The organism is Pigmentiphaga sp. H8, assembly GCF_003854895.1.
Taxonomy (GTDB): Bacteria; Pseudomonadota; Gammaproteobacteria; order Burkholderiales; family Burkholderiaceae_B; genus Pigmentiphaga.
In genome coordinates this window covers 1,087,955-1,104,792 of record NZ_CP033966.1, presented here as the reverse complement: position 1 = coordinate 1,104,792, position 16,838 = coordinate 1,087,955, and the positions used below count along the sequence as shown (strand labels likewise).

The 16,838-nt window shown below is 67.7% G+C and carries 15 protein-coding genes and 1 riboswitch; of the genes, 10 read left to right on the top strand and 5 right to left on the bottom strand.

The annotated features are described in order from the left end of the window. Positions 1–3: 3 nt before the first annotated feature. Positions 4–1,113, bottom strand: coding sequence for a substrate-binding domain-containing protein (locus EGT29_RS05255; protein ID WP_124688026.1), 1,110 nt, complete (start codon positions 1,111–1,113; stop codon positions 4–6). Between the two features lie 177 nt (positions 1,114–1,290). Here EGT29_RS05255 and EGT29_RS05250 point away from each other — a divergent pair, with 177 nt between their 5' ends. The 8 genes from EGT29_RS05250 to EGT29_RS05215 all read left to right on the top strand — a co-directional run bounded on the left by EGT29_RS05250 (position 1,291) and on the right by EGT29_RS05215 (position 9,917). After that, positions 1,291–2,034 (top strand): ABC transporter permease, encoded by a 744-nt coding sequence (locus EGT29_RS05250; RefSeq protein ID WP_124688025.1) that lies wholly within the window; start codon positions 1,291–1,293, stop codon positions 2,032–2,034. 56 nt (positions 2,035–2,090) lie between these two features. After that, the gene (locus EGT29_RS05245; protein ID WP_124692228.1) at positions 2,091–2,819 is read left to right on the top strand and encodes a phosphate ABC transporter ATP-binding protein; all 729 of its coding nucleotides are present in this window, start codon (positions 2,091–2,093) and stop codon (positions 2,817–2,819) included. Further along, positions 2,816–3,640: an extracellular solute-binding protein gene (locus EGT29_RS05240; protein WP_124688024.1), complete on the top strand. Its 825-nt coding sequence runs from the start codon at positions 2,816–2,818 to the stop codon at positions 3,638–3,640. Before EGT29_RS05245 ends, EGT29_RS05240 begins: the two co-directional genes overlap by 4 nt. 185 nt (positions 3,641–3,825) lie before the next feature. Then, positions 3,826–5,928, top strand: a complete 2,103-nt coding sequence (locus EGT29_RS05235; protein ID WP_124688023.1) for a TonB-dependent siderophore receptor — start codon at positions 3,826–3,828, stop codon at positions 5,926–5,928. Positions 5,929–6,058: 130 nt separating this feature from the next. Further along, entirely contained in the window at positions 6,059–6,712 is a 654-nt protein-coding gene (locus EGT29_RS05230; RefSeq protein WP_124688022.1) for an isochorismatase family protein, read from the top strand. 1 nt (position 6,713) lies between these two features. Further along, a complete protein-coding gene (locus tag EGT29_RS05225) occupies positions 6,714–7,679 on the top strand; it encodes a tripartite tricarboxylate transporter substrate binding protein (protein ID WP_161567705.1) in 966 nt (321 codons plus the stop codon). Between the two features lie 86 nt (positions 7,680–7,765). Next, a complete protein-coding gene (locus EGT29_RS05220) occupies positions 7,766–8,695 on the top strand; it encodes a LysR family transcriptional regulator (protein WP_124688020.1) in 930 nt (309 codons plus the stop codon). Between the two features lie 127 nt (positions 8,696–8,822). After that, positions 8,823–9,917, top strand: a complete 1,095-nt coding sequence (locus tag EGT29_RS05215) for a helix-turn-helix transcriptional regulator (RefSeq protein WP_124688019.1) — start codon at positions 8,823–8,825, stop codon at positions 9,915–9,917. A gap of 6 nt (positions 9,918–9,923) precedes the next feature. Here the strand turns inward: EGT29_RS05215 and EGT29_RS05210 are convergent, their stop codons facing one another. The 4 genes from EGT29_RS05210 to EGT29_RS05195 all read right to left on the bottom strand — a co-directional run bounded on the left by EGT29_RS05210 (position 9,924) and on the right by EGT29_RS05195 (position 13,676). Next, a complete protein-coding gene (locus tag EGT29_RS05210) occupies positions 9,924–10,865 on the bottom strand; it encodes a hypothetical protein (protein ID WP_124688018.1) in 942 nt (313 codons plus the stop codon). Between the two features lie 113 nt (positions 10,866–10,978). Next, positions 10,979–11,758 (bottom strand): SDR family oxidoreductase, encoded by a 780-nt coding sequence (locus EGT29_RS05205; RefSeq protein ID WP_124688017.1) that lies wholly within the window; start codon positions 11,756–11,758, stop codon positions 10,979–10,981. 12 nt (positions 11,759–11,770) lie between these two features. Continuing rightward, positions 11,771–12,673 (bottom strand): polysaccharide deacetylase family protein, encoded by a 903-nt coding sequence (locus tag EGT29_RS05200; protein WP_161567704.1) that lies wholly within the window; start codon positions 12,671–12,673, stop codon positions 11,771–11,773. Between the two features lie 31 nt (positions 12,674–12,704). Further along, on the bottom strand, positions 12,705–13,676 hold the full coding sequence (locus EGT29_RS05195; protein ID WP_124688015.1) for a tripartite tricarboxylate transporter substrate binding protein: 972 nt from the start codon (positions 13,674–13,676) through the stop codon (positions 12,705–12,707). 146 nt (positions 13,677–13,822) lie between these two features. Here EGT29_RS05195 and EGT29_RS05190 point away from each other — a divergent pair, with 146 nt between their 5' ends. Together EGT29_RS05190 and thiC are read left to right on the top strand one after the other, a co-directional pair. After that, the gene (locus EGT29_RS05190; protein ID WP_124688014.1) at positions 13,823–14,548 is read left to right on the top strand and encodes a GntR family transcriptional regulator; all 726 of its coding nucleotides are present in this window, start codon (positions 13,823–13,825) and stop codon (positions 14,546–14,548) included. A 67-nt stretch (positions 14,549–14,615) separates the two neighbouring features. Continuing rightward, a riboswitch (TPP riboswitch) is annotated at positions 14,616–14,718 on the top strand. A gap of 120 nt (positions 14,719–14,838) precedes the next feature. Beyond that, a complete protein-coding gene (thiC, locus tag EGT29_RS05185; RefSeq protein WP_124688013.1) occupies positions 14,839–16,752 on the top strand; it encodes a phosphomethylpyrimidine synthase ThiC in 1,914 nt (637 codons plus the stop codon). Positions 16,753–16,838: the final 86 nt, after the last annotated feature.

The window sequence follows — 16,838 nt, the reverse complement described above, 5'->3', positions numbered from 1 at the left end:
GCCTCAGCCGCGCTTGCCGGGCTTGGGCGTACGGAAATTCCACCAAGGCAGCACGCGCCGCATCGACAGCACCTCGCCGCTTTGCTGCGGCTGGTACCCCGGCATCGCCGCCAGCTTGCGCTGCCAGGCCTCGCTGCGCAGGATACCCAGCAAGGCTTGCGTGGACGGCAGCTCCAGCGTGGACTTCAGGCAGACCAGGAAATAGTTCTCGGACACCAGCGGAATGAAGTCCAGCCGGCTGGTCCGGGCCGCGACCTCGATGCCCAGGCCCGCATCCGCGGCACCCGAGGCCACCGCGTGCGCCACCGCCGCGTGCGACGGCTCGGTATGGGCGTAGCCCTGGATGGCCGACGGCGACAAGGCCTGCCTGGCCAGCAATTCGTCCAGCAGCACGCGCGTGCCCGTGCCCAGCGGACGATTCACGAAACGCACGTCGGGCCGCGCGAGATCGGCCAGCGAGGCAATGCCCAGCGGGTTGCCCCGCGCCACCATCAGCCCCTGGCTGCGGCGAGCGAAGCCGATGATCTTGTGCTGGCCGGGTTCGAGCAGCGGCTTGTACGTGCGCTCGGCCAGCGAGCCCGGCGGGGAATCTGCGGGAACGTGGAAACCCGCCATCACGCACCGGCCTTCGTTCAAGGCCTTGATCGCGTCGACACTACCGGTGAAGCGAATGTCCAGGTGCAGCTTGTCGCTGGCCACGGCGTGCTCGCGCAGCGAGGCCAGCGCGTCGTCGTGGCTGGCGTGCAGGGCGACCACGTGGGCCGCGTCGTCGAAGGCGACCGCGAAGGCCCGCTCCAGGTCGGCATACAGGGCGCCGATCTGCGGCGCCAGCCGCGCCTGCGCCTGCCGCTCGGCCCACAGCAGCTTGTTGCCGAACTCGGTCAGCCGGGCCGGCTGACCCTTGTCCCAGATCACCAGCGCGTGCCCGAGGTTTTTCTCCCAGCGCTTGAGTTCGCCCCAGACATGGCGGTAGGACAAGTCCAGGGCCTTGGCGGCGGCCGAGATCGACCCTTGTTCGCGAATGGCGTGCAGCAGGTCCATCAGCGGATTGCGGATGGAGGCGGCGTTGGCGCGCGGCACGCCGAAGGTGTAGGAGATCTCGATTTGATGCACGGAAGGAGTATAGCCCCCCCCTACCCGCTTGCGCGGGCCCCCTCAAGGGGGCGAAACCGGCGGACTGGCAAGGCCAGATCCGCGGTTTCCTGGGTGTGTCCGGCGCCTATGCAAACTACTTCATATCGCCTCGTCTGTCTCACTCCGTTACGCTGGGGCGGCACATTTGAAGACGGCATGAACACTCTTGCGGAAAGCGCGGTCACAGCGCTGCGCCTCATCACCTCTCTCGATCCCGTCCTGCTCGACATCGTCCGGCTGTCGCTGGCGGTCAGCGCCTGTGCCTGCCTGCTGGCCTGCGCCGCGGGGCTGCTGCTGGGAGCATGGCTGGGGGTGGCTCGGTTCCCGGGACGGGGGGCCGTGCTGACGCTGCTCAATACCATGCTCGCCCTGCCCTCCGTCGTGGTGGGGCTGCTGGTCTATCTGCTGCTGTCGCGTTCGGGGCCGCTGGGCTTTCTCGGCTGGATGTTTTCGTTCCAGGCCATGGTGGTGGCGCAGTCCATCCTGGTGCTGCCGGTGGTCATGGCGTTGACGCGGCAGGTGGTCGAGGATGCCGACCGCAGCCACGGCGAGCAACTGCGTTCGCTGGGCGCGGGCACCTTCATGCGCGGACTGCTGCTGACCTGGGATGAACGCTTCGCGCTGCTGACCATCCTCATCGCGGCATTCGGCCGTGCGGTCTCGGAAGTAGGCGCCGTGATGGTCGTCGGCGGCAACATCGAAGGCTACACGCGGGTCATGACGACGGCCATCGCGCTCGAGACCAGCAAGGGCGACCTGCCCCTGGCCGTGGCGCTGGGCATGGTGCTGCTGGCCGTGGTGCTGTTGCTGAACACGCTGATCTCGCTGGTGCGCCGCTGGCGCGAACGGCGCGACGCGGGCCTGTCCGCGTGGCTGCGCATGCCGGACCCGGCCGCATGAAGCGCGCGGCCTCGATCATGCCCCTGGACGTCGACCCGGCTCTCGCCCTTCCGGCCATGGCGGACGTACGGGAGCCGGCCCCTGCTCCGGCCCTGTTCTCGCTGCGCGACGTCGATCTGCACTACGGGCAGGTGCGCGCGCTGCACGGGGTCGACCTGTCCATCCACGCGGGCGAACGCGTCGCCCTGGTCGGCACGAACGGCAGCGGCAAGAGCACGCTGCTGCGCGTGCTGCACGGCCTGCTCGCCCCCACCTCGGGCACCGTCTCCTGTCTGCCGCGCAACCGGCAAGCCCTGGTGTTCCAGCGGCCGCACATGCTGCGTACCTCGGTACGGAACAATGTCGCGCTGGGGCTGTGGCTACGGGGCGTGGGCTGGCGCCAGGCGCGCCAGTCCGCCGTGGACGCGCTGGCGCGCGTCGACATGGCCGAACTGGCCGGCCGCAACGCCAAGGCGCTGTCCGGCGGACAGCAGCAGCGCGTGGCGCTGGCCCAGGCCTGGGCCATGGACGCGGATGCCCTGCTGCTGGACGAACCCACCGCCAATCTCGACCCACACGCCAAGCGCGAGGTCGAATCCTTGATGCAGGAATTCGCGCAGCCCCGCTCGGGACGCACGATGACCATGGTGTTCAGCAGCCACAACCTGGGACAGGTCAAGCGCCTGGCCAGCCGCGTGGTCTATCTGGAGCGGGGGCGCGTCCTGGCGGACCTTCCCGTCCACGCCTTCTTCAACGGGCCGCTGCCCGACGAAGCCGGTCTTTTCGTCAAAGGAGAAAAAATATGAAGCTCTTCCACCGCCTGCGTCCCCTGGTCCTGGGCTGTCTGCTGCCCGCGGCCGCCGCCCTGGCCAGCCTGCCCGCCGCCGCCGAGACCATCGTCATGGCCTCGACCACGTCCACCGAGCAATCTGGCCTGTTCGCCCACCTGCTGCCCGCCTTCAAGAAGGCCAGCGGCATCGACATCAAGGTGGTCGCGCAGGGTACGGGCCAGGCGCTGGACACTGGCCGGCGCGGGGATGCCGACGTGCTGTTCGTGCACGACCAGGCCGCCGAGGAGAAATTCATCGCCGAGGGCTACGGCGTGAAACGCTATCCGGTCATGTACAACGATTTCGTGCTGATCGGTCCCGCCGCCGACCCCGCCGGCGTCAAGGGCAAGGACATCGTCCAGGCACTGAAGAAACTGTCGGCGGCGAATGCCGAATTCATCTCCCGCGGCGACAAGAGCGGCACGCATTCGGCCGAGCTTCGCTACTGGAAGGCAGCCGGCCTGGACGACAAGAAGGGCAACGGCTATAAGGCCTGCGGCTGCGGCATGGGACCCGCGCTGAACATGGCGTCGTCCACCGGCGCCTACGTGCTGTCGGACCGCGGCACCTGGCTCAGCTTCAAGAACCGGGGCAAGCTGACCGTGCTCGTGGAAGGGGACGAGCGCCTGTTCAACCAGTATGGGGTGATGGTGGTCAATCCGGCCAAGCATCCGCACGTCAAGGTCGCGGCCGCCCAGAAGTTCGTGGACTGGGTCATTTCGCCGGCCGGCCAGCAGACCATCGCCAGCTACAAGATCGACGGCCAGCAGCTGTTCTTCCCCAACGCCAAGCCGTGACGGCCGGCCCGGCCTCGCGCCGGGCCCTTGCCGAGCGCTCGTCCGGGCGGCCTTCCAGGCCGCTTTTTATCGCCCTCCGCAAGCTGCCCCGAACGATCCGACTCTTACAACTTCATTGTTGAAATAGAATTGATAATAATTATCATTAAAAGATTTATTTCCCACCCACGTCGGACATCGTTCCCATGCCACCCTTCTCCACTCCGCTGTGCCGCGCGGGCCTGGCCGCCGCGCTGGGCGCGCTTCCCGCCGCCCTGCCCGCGCAGACCACCGAACCGGCCACCCTGCAGGAAATCCGCGTCCAAGCCACCCCCGAGCGCGAGACCGCCACCGGTCCCGTCTACGGCTACGCCGCCAAGCGCTCGGCCACCGCCACCAAGACGGACACGCCATTGCACGAAACGCCGCAGTCGGTCACCGTGGTCACGCGCGACCAGTTGACGGACCAGGGGGCCACCAACCTGCAGGACGCGCTCGGCTACGCGGCCGGCGTGCGGTCCGACGCCTACGGCATCGACTCGCGCGCCGACTCGGTCCGCATACGCGGCACCGAACCCACGCTGTACCTGGACGGGCTGCGCCAGCACTACGACTACTACACCAGCACGACCCGCACCGAGCCCTATACGCTGGAGCGCCTGGAGGTCCTGCGCGGACCGGCGGCCATGCTGTACGGCCAGGGCAGCACGGGCGGCATCATCAACATGGTCAGCAAGCGCCCGCAGGCCGAGTTCCAGGGCGAAGCGGGCATACAGCTGGGCAACCGCGGCCGCAAGCAGGCCCAGGTGGACCTGACCGGCCCGCTGACGGCCGACGGACAGTGGCTGTACCGGCTCGTCGCGCTCAAGCGCGATGCCGACACCCAGGTCGATCATGTGAAGGACAACCGCAGCCTGGTCATGCCCTCGCTGACGTGGCGCCCCAGCGCGTCGACCTCGCTCACGCTGCAAGGCCTGTGGCAGAAGGATGAAAGCGGCTCGACCGCGCAGTTCATGCCCTGGTCGGGCATGCGCACCGACAATCCCAACGGCAGGATACCCACCAGCCGCTTCATCGGCGAACCCGGCCACGACCGCTACGATTCGCGCCGCACCTCGTTCGGCTGGCTGTTCGAGCACCGCTTCAACGACCAGTGGTCCTTCAGCCAGGGCTTTCGCCATGCCAACAACAAGGTGGACTACCTGACGCATTACGCGGACTCGTTCACCGAGCCCGGCGGCTGGGCCGCCGACCCGGTCAACCAGCGCCGCATCGGCCGCTATGCGGACGACGCCTTCACCAAGGTGCGCATCGACACGCTGGACCAGCACCTGACCGGCAAGCTGCAGACCGGCATCGTGCAGCACCAGGTCCTGCTGGGTTTCGACTGGACCCGCTACCGCCGCGACCGCCGCAGCGGCACCGCCGACGGCGGCACCATCGACGCCTACGATCCGGTCTACGGCAACTACACGCCGCCCGAGCTGACCGACGAGCCGCGCTACACGCTGCGCCAGGCAGGCCTGTACCTGCAGGACCAGATGAAGATAGGCAAGCACTGGATCGTGGCCGCCGGCATCCGCCACGACCGCGCCACCGCCGGACTGGCCGGCAGCGCCGACGAAAAAGACAACGCCACGACCAAGCGCCTGGGCGTGATGTACGTGGCCGACAACGGCCTGGCGCCCTACATCAACTACAGCGAATCCTTCACGCCCGTGCCCGGCACCGACAAGGGCGGCGCGCGCTTCAAGCCCCTGCGCGGCGAACAGTGGGAAGTGGGCGTCAAGCACCAGTCGGCCGACGGCCGGCGGATGGCCACCGCTTCGGTCTACCAGCTCAAGGAAAAGAACCAGTTGGCGGGCGACCCGACCAATCCGCTCTATTCCGTCCAGGTGGGCGCGACCAAGACCAAGGGCCTGGAACTCGAATACCGCGGCGCGATTACCCGCACGTTCGACCTGATCGCGCACTACAACTATATCGACCTGGACAAGTCGCTCGAAGGCATGCCGCGCCACCAGGCCGCGGCGTGGGGCAAATGGCGCTTCGCCGTGGGCGACGTGAACGGCTTCGCGCTGGGCGCCGGGGTACGCTGGATGAGTTCCTTCCGCGACGGCGTGGCTCCCACCACGCCCTCGGTCACGCTGTTCGACGCCATGGTCTCGTACGAGACCGACCACTGGCGCTACGCGCTCAACCTGAACAACCTGACCGACAAGACCTACGTCGCGACGTGCCTGTCGCGCGGGGACTGCTGGTACGGCGCGCGCCGCAGCATCATCGCCAGCGCCACCTACAAGTTCTAGCCCGCCGGCGCCAGCCATACCCTTGGCGTATGGCTTCCAGCCGAAACCCGTCTTGGACAGGGCCGCCTCCGGCGCGGTCCAATTCTCCTCCAGAGCCACCGAGTGGCCGTTCACATTCCACGGAGGAGAAATGGACCAGGACTTGCAGATCGACGACCCCTTGTTCAAGGAAAAGGGCTTCGGTCGCCGCATCGGTTTCGGGCGCCACTGCGCGCTGATCGTCGTCGACATGATCCGCGGCTTCACGGACCCGGCGCAGCCCCTGGGCGCCGACCTGGGGCAGGCGGTGCTCGCCACCAACCGTCTCGTCGCCGCGTGCCGCCGGATCGGCGCGCCCATCCATTTCTTCACGGTAGGCTACCGGGCCGACCTGTCGGACGCCGGCGTCTGGCAGCGCAAGATGGGCGGCATGGCCAGCCTGATGGAAGGCAGCGACAACGTCCGGCTCGATCCGCGCCTGGATACGGTGGACGGCGACTCGATCATGTCCAAGAAATACGCGAGCTGCTTCGCCGGCACGGACCTGGCCGCGCGCCTGGTCTCGCAAGGCGTGGACACCGTGATCGTGACCGGCTGCACCACCAGCGGCTGCGTCCGGGCGACGGTGGTGGACGCGGTGCAGAGCGGCTTCCGGCCCATCGTCGCGCCCGAGGCCGTGGGCGACCGGTCCGGCGCGGCCCATCGCCAGAGCCTGCTCGACATGGATGCGAAGTACGGCGACGTCGTCCCGCTGGAAGAAGTCCTCGCCCATCTTTCCCGCGCCACCCAGCCGGTGGAGGCCTGACATGAAAAAGCCAGCCCTTTTCGCCGCCGTGCTGCTGGCGTTGTCCCCCGCCACGGGCCATACCGACGCCGGGTTTCCCAGCCGTCCGATCAAGATGGTGGTGGCCGCGCCCACCGGCGGCGTGCCCGACGTCATCGCGCGCCTGGTGGGCCAGCACATGTCGGCTTCGCTGGGGCAGCCCATCGCCGTCGAGAACAAGACCGGCGCGGGCAGCATCATCGCGCTGGAATCGGTGGCCAAGGCCAATCCCGACGGCTACACCCTGCTGGTGGCCGACTCCAGCCCGCTCACCATCAATCCCACCCTGTACAAGAAGCTGCCCTACCAGGGCATGGACAGTTTCGAGCCCATCGCCTTCCTGGGCGCCGCCCAGCTGTTCCTGACGGCCGGCCCCTCGCTGAAGGCCAACTCGTTCCAGGAGATGGTGGCGCAGGCCAAGGCCGCTCCGGGCAAGCTCACCTACGGCACCATAGGCATAGGTTCGCTGCACCACGTCATGTTCGAGGAAATCCGGCGCTCGGCCGGCATCGACATCATGCACGTGCCGTTCCGCGAACAACCTTCCGCCCCCGTCGCGGCGGGAACGGCCGACATGCTGCTGGCCGGCCTGCCTTCGATAGAAGGCCTGGTGCGCGCGGGCCGGCTGCGTCTGCTGGGCGTGACCAGCAAGGCGCGCGTCGCGCAGTTGCCCGACGTGCCGACGCTGGAGGAAAGCGGCCTGCCCGGCTATGTCTTCACCGCCGACATCGGCCTGCTCGCGCCCCGCGGGACGCCGCCCGGGCACCTGCGCAAGCTGGCCGATGCCGCCCGCCACGCCGTGGCCCAGCCCGACGTGCGGCGCAAGCTGGCCGACCTGGGCATCGTCCCCGACGGCCGCGTCCTGGCCGAGTACGGAGACTACATGCGGCGCGAGATCGACCGATTCAGCGGCATGGTCGAGCGCGCGGGCCTGGCCGGGACCCAGTAGTTTCCGGCCGGACGCCCTCCGCCGTGGTGCCGGCCACGGCGGAATCGTCCTACTATAGGGCGGAGCCTCTCCCATGCCTGCCGCCTATGATCACGCTGAAGCGACTCGAGTACTTCGCCAAGGTCGTGGAGACGAGAAACATCACCCGCGCCGCCGAACAGCTCCACATCGCCCAGCCGGCCCTGGGCACGCACATGCGCGAACTCGAAGCGGCCCTGGGCGTGCCCCTGCTGTCGCGGCATTCGCGCGGCGTGGACCCGACGCCGGCCGGCAGCCTGCTGCTGGAACGGTCGCGCCAGATCTTCGAGCTGGTCGCGCGGACCCAGGATGACGTGCGGCGCGCCGACCAGTCCGCGCCGGTCCGCTTCAACCTGGGGCTGACCTCCAGCATCATGCTGCTGATCGGCTCGGACCTGCTGCTGACCCTGAAGCGGCGGTACCCCCACATCGACCTGCAGCTGTACGAGAACCCGAGCTTCCTGCTGGTGGACGCGCTCGAGCGCAAGGACATCGATGCCGCGCTGGCCTATTCCGTGGCGTCCCGCCCCGGCCTGTCGATCACTCCGGTGCTGAAGGAACAACTGCTGCTGACGGTCCGGGCCGACCTGGCGCCTTCCTGCGGCCCCGTCACCATGGACGAAGTATTGGCGCACGAGCTGGTACTGGGCAACGAACGCGACGTCGCGCGCCGGCTGGTCGAGGCCAGCGCCTTCGAGAAAGGCGCGCAGCCCCGCATCCAGTGCGAGACGCATTCCATCACCAGCCAGCGCGACCTGGTGCTACGCGGCGCCGCGGCGGCCGTCATGCCCCTGGGCGCCATCGTCCGCGAACTGGAACGGGGCGAGGTCGTCGCGCGCCCCATCACCGATCCGGGCATGCACATCACGCTGTTCATCGTTCGCCGGCAGGCGCCGGACGAGGCCAGCCTCCAATATGTCGACCAGACCGATCCCATCGTCCGGGCCTGCGTGGACATGATCGCGGGGCGGCTGGGGGAACTGGGCAGCCCGGTGTAGAACCGCACGAGTTGCGCTTGCCTCTCGTTTGCGGCTATGGTGACTGTTACCCTTCGACACATCCCGGGAATTCCGCCAGGCATCTGCGGCCGCGGCGGTCCGCCCCGGACACAGAATAGATATACCGATGGATACGAAAGGGACTGCACTCCACTTGCTGGAGCGGCTCTATGACGGCGTCCTTTCGGAGGACCAATGGCGGCAGTCGCTGCGGGACATCAGCCTGTCGCTCGGCGCGGCCAGCGCCGGTCAGGTGGCCCTCCATACGCCCACCGACTCGCTGGAACTCGATGAACTCATCGGCATGCCGCCCAAGATGGTCGCGCATTTCGACGAGATGCAGGACTTGGACCCGGGCCGCGCGGCATCGCCGCTGCTTGCCGCGGGCCGCATCTACGTGGACTATGAATTCCATGGCCAGGCGCGCCTGCAGCGCGAACCCTTCTACCAGGAATTCCTGAAACCGAACGGCCTGGGCACCTATGCCCTGCTCCCGCTGGGACAGGACGAAGAGCGCATGTACACCTTTTCCGTGCAAAGGGAAAACGGCCGTCCGCCGCTGGACGACGATGAGACCCGGCTGATGCATGCCGTGTTGCCCCATCTGCGCACCGCCTTGCACCTGCAACTTCGATTCCGCCAGCAACAAGCCGAATCGCTGCTTCTGCGGCACATGCTGGACCGGCTCGGCTTCCCGCTGCTGGTCTGTTCCGCGCGCGGCCGCATCGTGCAGTCCAACCACCTGGGCGACATCTGGCGGCAACAGCCCGACTGCCCCCTGGGCGCCCGCGCCTCCAGCCTGCCCCAGCCCATCCGCCGGCTGCTGGACAGGGCCTGCGGCCACGGCGCCGAGGCCCCCTCGGCCGGCTCGCTCGCGCTACCGGACGGCGGCCGGCTCATCGTCCTGCCATGTCCGCTCACCCAGGACCTGCGCGGCGGCGACGCCCTGGCGCTGCTTGCCGCGCAGGGGCCGCAATGGCGTCCCACCCCGAGGGGCACGCTGCTGCGTACCCTGTTCCGGCTGACGCCGGCGGAAATCCGCCTGGCCCATCACCTGGCCCGGCACGACGATCCGCTGCCCACCGTTGCCGAAACCCTGAACGTTTCGCTCAACACACTGCGTACGCAGCTGCGATCGATCTTCGACAAGACCCAGACCCGGCGGCAGGCAGACCTGGTGCGGCTGATGGGACACCTGGGCCTGCTGACGCCGGGGGACTGATCGCGATTACAGGTCGTCGAATTCCCCGTAGGTCATCGTCTTGCTGCCGCCCAGGCTGGACGAGAAGGTGACCGTGCCCGGCGCGTTGCCATTCGCCTGGAAGCGGGTGGTGATCGTTTCGGCCGCGGTCTTCGTGGCGAACGCACCCTCCAGGAAACCGCCCGCCTCATGCGAGAAGAGAACCGTCTCGGTCATGCTCGCGTCGTAGGCATAGTCAGGGCCGAGCACCGGATCCGAGCCGCTGACCGAGAACGAGATGCGCGAATAGGTATCGGCATCCGTCGTGGGATCGTAGGCCACGGCCACGGCGTAGTCCTTGAAATTCATCGTCACGGCACCGCCATCCTCGGTCAGGACGATTGCGGGAATATCGAACTCGGCGCGCTGCCCCTTGGGTTCGGCCGAACTCACGTCGTTGGACGCCTTCACCGATGCCGTTCCCGCCGCGGACGTCCCGTCGAAGGATGCGCCCTCACCCAGCGTGACCCTGGCGCCCAGCGTCCAGTCCGACTCCTCTTCCAGCAGGTCGCCCTCCACCTCGTCGAAATCGACCGTCGCCTTGCCCGTGAACGGAATGCCGTTGTCGGACACGCGACAGTCGTTCATGGTCAACGCCACCGAGTCCCCGGCCGACAGGGTGCCGCTGTCGTCCGCATCGGTCCAGACGCCCGAGACCGTCCCGCCGTCCAGGCACTCGGGCGTGCCGTCCCGGCCGATGACGATCCCGTTCTCGAGCATGGGCTCGAACGCCTGGTGCAGGGACACGGCCGAGAACGCCGTCTCGTGGCCGTACCAGATCTGCTTCTCGCTAAGCGTCTTGCCATCGCCGCCGCCCCCGCCGCCTCCACCTCCGCCGCCACCACCCGAATCGTCGCCGCCGCCTCCCCCGCAGGCGGCCAGCGATGCCGCCATCAAGGCGGCGCAAAGTGCGGTCAACGATTTCGACATGCTCGACTCCTTACTGAATGAATAGGCAATGTCGGCATTCTCGAAAATCGCAGCGCCCGGCGCATCACAGGATCCAGTGAAGAAAACCGGGCGGCCCCTGCTGGCGGCCCTGGTCAGAACACGCCGCGATACGATCCTCCATCCAGTTGCAGGTTCTGCCCCGACAGATAGCCCGCCTGCGCGCTGCACAGGAAGGCGCAGGCATCGCCGAACTCCCGCGGCTGCCCCAACCTGCCGGCCGCGATGGTATCGACGATGCGCTGCCTCGCGTCCTCATAGCTCAGGCCTTGCTCGCGCACCATGCGCTCGGCCATGAAGCGCTGGCGGTCGGTGTCGAAGCGCTCGGGCAGCAGGTTGTTGATGGTGACGTTGTCGGCGACCACTTCGCGCGAGATGGCCTTGCACAGCGCCGTCAGGCCGGTGCGCGCGGACGTCGACAAGCCCATGGCCGGGCTGGGCGACTTCACCATGGCGGAGGTGATGTTGACGATGCGGCCGAACCCCCTGGCCCGCATGCCGGGCAACACCGCCCGTATCAACAGGGCGGGCGCCAGCATGTTGGCCTCGATCGCCCGCAGGTAGTCTTCGCGTTCCCAATCGACGAAGCGCCCGGGCGCCGGCCCCTCGTTGTTCGTCACCAGGATGTCGGCGTCCGGGCACGCCGACACCAGCGCCGCGCGGCCCGCGTCGGTATTGATGTCCGCCGCGACCGCGCGCACGACGCCGCCGGTCTCGGCGGCCAGTTCCCGGGCGGCCGCGGCGGCCGTGTCCGGCGAGCGCCCGTTGATCACGACATGCACGCCCTCGCGTGCCAGCGAGGTGGCGCAGGCCCGTCCCAGCCCGCGGGTGGACGCGCACACGATGGCCTTGCGGCCGCGAATCTGCAGATCCATGAGTCTCCCCGCCTAGGCCTGTTGATGGGCCGGCACCGGCCGGCCGATGGACTGCATCAGATGCCGCGCAAGCTCGGCGCGCGTGCCTATCCAGACGTCGTCCGCCGCCGTGGCGATCTCCAGCAGCCGCTGAAACGCCGCCATTCCCGCCGGGCGTCCGCATACGTGGGCATGCACCGTGGGATCGATCTTCTGCGGGGTGCGCTCCCACTTGCGAACGTAGTCGAGCCAGTCCTCGAAGATGTCCACCATGGCGCTGGGCGGCTGGCCGTGACGCATCACCAGCGGCAGGTCGTTCACCTCCATGGTGCCGGGCACGGCCACGATCGCGTGGTCGCCGAAGTCGACCAGATAGGGCATGTCGTCGTTCAGCGTGTCGCCATGCCAGAGATAGCCGGCCTGGGCCAACAGGCGCGCCGTGCGATGGCTGGGCGTGCCGCGCGGGCTGATCCATCCCGGCGGCATCCGGCCCGTCGCCGCCGCGATCAGATCGGTCGTGCGGCGGATGTTGTCGCGCTCCTGCGCCTCGTCCAGATAAGCGGGGATCACGTCCATCGCGTACGAATGCGCGACGATGTCGTGGCCGGCCTGGGCGATGCCCTTGACCTCTTCCGGATAGCGTTCGGCCATGATGCCGCTCACCAGGATCGAGGCGCTGACGCCGTTGCGGGCCAGCGCCTCGAGCACGCGGTGCACGCCGCGCCGATGGCCGTACTCGGCCCAGCCGACCGCGTTCAGGTCGGGAATGCCGCCCTTGAGCGGATTGCCCATGGGACCGATGCCGGGCCACGCCCCGTCCGACCACCACTCGTAGGCCATGCGGAACACCACGCCGATGCGCTTGCCGCCGGGCAGCAGGAAGCCGGCGGGCGGGTGGATCTCGGTCGCGCCGGCGTGCAGGTTCAATACATCCATGTTGGCTCCTCGTTCGGTCATGGTCATCGGATCATTGGGCTTCGATGCCGGCGCGCTTGACGGCTTCCGCATAGCGGACGGAATCGGCGCGCACCAGTTCGGCGAATGCCTGGCCGGTGCGCGGGTCGGGTTCATAGCCGCCGTCCCGCAGCATCTTGGCAAACGCCGGCTGGGCGACGATGTCGCGTACCGTGGCGGCTATCGTGTCGATCGCCGCCTGCGGCGTGCCGGCCGGCGCGAACAGGCCCTGCCAGGAAGCCGGCAGCACGAAGTCTGCGATGCCCGCCTGCGCCATGGTCGGTGCATCCGGATACTCGGGCGTGCGCCGCTCGCCGGTGAAGCCCAGCGGGCGCACCTTGCCCGACTGGACATAGGGCAGCGCGATCGTCGGCGGAATGAACATGAGGTCCACGTCGCCCGCGGCCACCGCGTTCAGCGCCTGCGATGCGCTCTTGTACGGCACGTGCAGCATGCTCATGCCGGCCCGCGCGGCGAACAGCTCGCCCGCCAGGTGCAGGGTGTTCCCTATGCCCGGCGACGAATACGTGATCGGCTTGGCGGCCTTGCGGCCATAGGCCACCAGCTCCGCCACCGTGCGCACCGGCAGCGCGGGATTGACCATCAGCAGGTAGCCCGTGCCCGTCGCCACGTTCGCCACCGGCACGAAATCCTTGCCGATGTCGTAGGGCAGCTTCTTGTAGACATGGGGATTGATGACGAACGAGGTCGTCACGTGCAGCAGGGTATAGCCGTCGGGCGCGGCCTTGGCCACGTCGGCCGCCCCGATGACGCCGTTGGCGCCGGGCTTGTTGTCCACCACCACGCGGGTCTTCAGCCGCCTGTCCATCTCGGCGGCCAGTTGGCGGGCCACGGTGTCGGGCGTCCCGCCCGCCCCGAACGGGACGACCAGCCGGATCGGATGCGACGGATAGGGCGCCTGCCCGTGCGCGAGCGGGCCCAGCGCCACCATCACCGCCAGCCCCCACCATCGGATCGTTTTCATAGCCTCTCCTTTTTATCGATAAAAAATATTTCTTTTTTATTTTTATCGATCACCGAAGAAAAGCAAAACCACGGAGAAACCCGTACATGCTTCGCCCCAGCACGCGTCCCGGCCTGTGTATGATTTATCGATAAAATCCGACCATCATGCTGGAATCCAACGACTCCCTTCCCGCCGGCCGCGCCGTGCCCGCCACCCTGGCCTCCCAGACCTACGAGCGTCTGCGGCGCGACATCGTCGATGCCCACTACGCTCCCGGCCAGAAGCTGGGCACCCGCCAGTTGAGCCAGCGCTACGAGGTCGGCCTCGCTCCGCTGCGGGAAGCGCTGACGCGCCTGTCACGCGAAGGCCTGGTGGTCCAGCACGACCGGCGCGGCTTCGCGGTACCCAACTTCGGCGGCGCGCATCTGGAAGAGCTCTCGCGCACCCGGGCCTGGCTCAACGACATCGCGCTGCGGGCCTCCATCGACTACGCGGACCAGACCTGGGTGCAGGGACTGGTCCAGGCGTATCACCGCCTGACGCGGCTGGACCGCTACCTGGAAGGCGCGGCCGGCCCCCGCGAGAATCCCGAATGGGAAGCCGCGCATCGGGATTTCCACACCGCGCTCATCGCCGGCTGCCGGTCGCGCTGGATGATCGACTACTGCAACCAGATGTTCGAGGCCTCCACCTACTACCGCCGCTACTCCCGCATCACAGCCGAGTACCGCAAGGGCCGCGAGAACGAACACGAAAAACTGTTCCAGGCGGCGGTGTCCCTGCAAGCCGACGAAGCCGCGCGCCTCATGCGCAAGCACGTCATGGAAACCGCCCAGCGCGTGCAGGAACGCTTGCTGGCCGAATCGGCCAGGCCGGGCCTGCGATCCTGACGCGCCTCATGCTGCAACGCGCAAGCGATGCGCGTTGGACATTGGCCGCCGCCAGCCTATACTTACGCCCGTGACGCAGGGGTACTCATCGCCGGTTCGGCGTGGGTTGAGATGACACCCTCAGCACCTGTACGGATAATGCCGATGCAGGGAGCGTTTTCCGGCGGAACCTCGCGTTCCCGGCATGCGGCCCCACAGCCGTTCCCCCTGTCCGCTCACGGACATCACCGGGGGTCACCCGGAAAATTCCTTCCTTCGTTCGGCTCCGGAAACCTTTTCTTGGAGCTCCCATGAACGCCAATCCCAAGTTCATCGCCGCCACGGCCCAGGTCGACCAGGCCGCCATCCAGCCGCTGCCCCGGTCGCGCAAGATCTACGAGCAAGGCTCGCGCCCCGACATCCGCGTGCCCTTCCGCCAGATCGAACAGGCCGACACGCCCACCATGTTCGGCGGCGAACAGAACCCGCCCATCACCGTCTACGACACCAGTGGCCCCTACACCGATCCGGACGTCCAGATCGACATCCGCTCGGGCCTGGCACCGCTGCGCGAGAACTGGATCGCCGAACGCGGCGACACGGAACAGCTCGACGGCCCCAGCAGCGCCTACGGCCGCGAACGCCTGGCCGACGCCAAGCTGGCCGAGCTGCGCTTCAACCTGCACCGCGCCCCGCGCCGCGCCAGGGCCGGCGCCAACGTGACGCAGATGCACTACGCGCGCCGTGGCATCGTCACGCCCGAGATGGAATACGTGGCCATCCGCGAGAACCTGCGCCGCGAGCAGTACATCGAATCGCTGCGCACCAGCGGCCCGCAGGGCCAGCGCCTGGCCGAACTGCTGGGCCGCCAGCACCCGGGGCAATCCTTCGGCGCGTCCATTCCGGCCCGTATCACGCCCGAGTTCGTGCGCGACGAAATCGCCCGCGGCCGCGCCATCATCCCGGCCAACATCAACCACCCGGAAATCGAACCGATGGCCATCGGCCGCAATTTCCTGGTCAAGATCAACGCCAACATCGGCAACTCGGCCGTCTCTTCCTCCATCGCCGAGGAAGTGGAAAAAATGACCTGGTCCATCCGCTGGGGCGGCGACACGGTCATGGACCTGTCCACCGGCAAGCACATCCACGAAACGCGCGAGTGGATCATCCGCAACTCGCCCGTGCCCATCGGCACCGTACCCATCTACCAGGCGCTGGAAAAAGTCGACGGCAAGGCCGAGGAACTGACCTGGGAAATCTTCCGCGACACGCTGATCGAACAGGCCGAACAAGGCGTGGACTACTTCACCATCCACGCCGGCGTGCGCCTGCCCTTCGTGCCCATGACCGCCAAGCGCATGACGGGCATCGTCTCGCGCGGCGGCTCCATCATGGCCAAGTGGTGCCTGGCCCACCACAAGGACAGTTTCCTGTACGAGCGCTTCGAGGAAATCTGCGAAATCATGAAGGCCTACGACGTCAGCTTCTCGCTGGGTGACGGCCTGCGTCCCGGCTCGATCTACGACGCCAACGACGAGGCGCAGTTGTCCGAGCTGCGTACCCTGGGCGAACTGACCCAGGTCGCCTGGAAGCACGACGTGCAGGTCATGATCGAAGGCCCCGGCCACGTGCCCATGCACATGATCAAGGAAAACATGGACCTGCAGCTCGAGCACTGCCATGAAGCGCCCTTCTACACGCTCGGCCCCCTGACCACCGACATCGCCCCCGGCTACGACCACATCACCTCGGGCATAGGCGCGGCGCAGATCGGCTGGTACGGCACGGCCATGCTCTGTTACGTCACGCCCAAGGAACACCTGGGCCTGCCCAACAAGAAGGACGTCAAGGACGGCATCATCACCTACAAGATCGCCGCCCACGCCGCCGACCTTGCCAAGGGCCACCCCGGCGCGCAGATCCGCGACAACGCGCTGTCCAAGGCGCGCTTCGAGTTCCGCTGGGACGACCAGTTCAACCTCGGCCTGGACCCGGACACCGCCAAGGAATTCCACGACGAGACCCTGCCCAAGGACTCGATGAAGGTCGCCCACTTCTGCTCGATGTGCGGACCGCACTTCTGCAGCATGAAGATCACGCAGGACGTGCGCGAGTACGCCGAGCAGCAGGGCGTGAGCGAGGTCGAGGCGTTGGACAAAGGGATGCAGGAGAAGGCGGTGGAGTTCGTAAAGAAGGGGGCAGAGATCTATCACAGGTCGTAGACCGCCTTGGGTACACTGCATTGAGAGCGTTTCTTGCTGACGCAACCGGCTTGGCCCGGCAGGCGGCGCAGCGGCAGAGGTCCGGG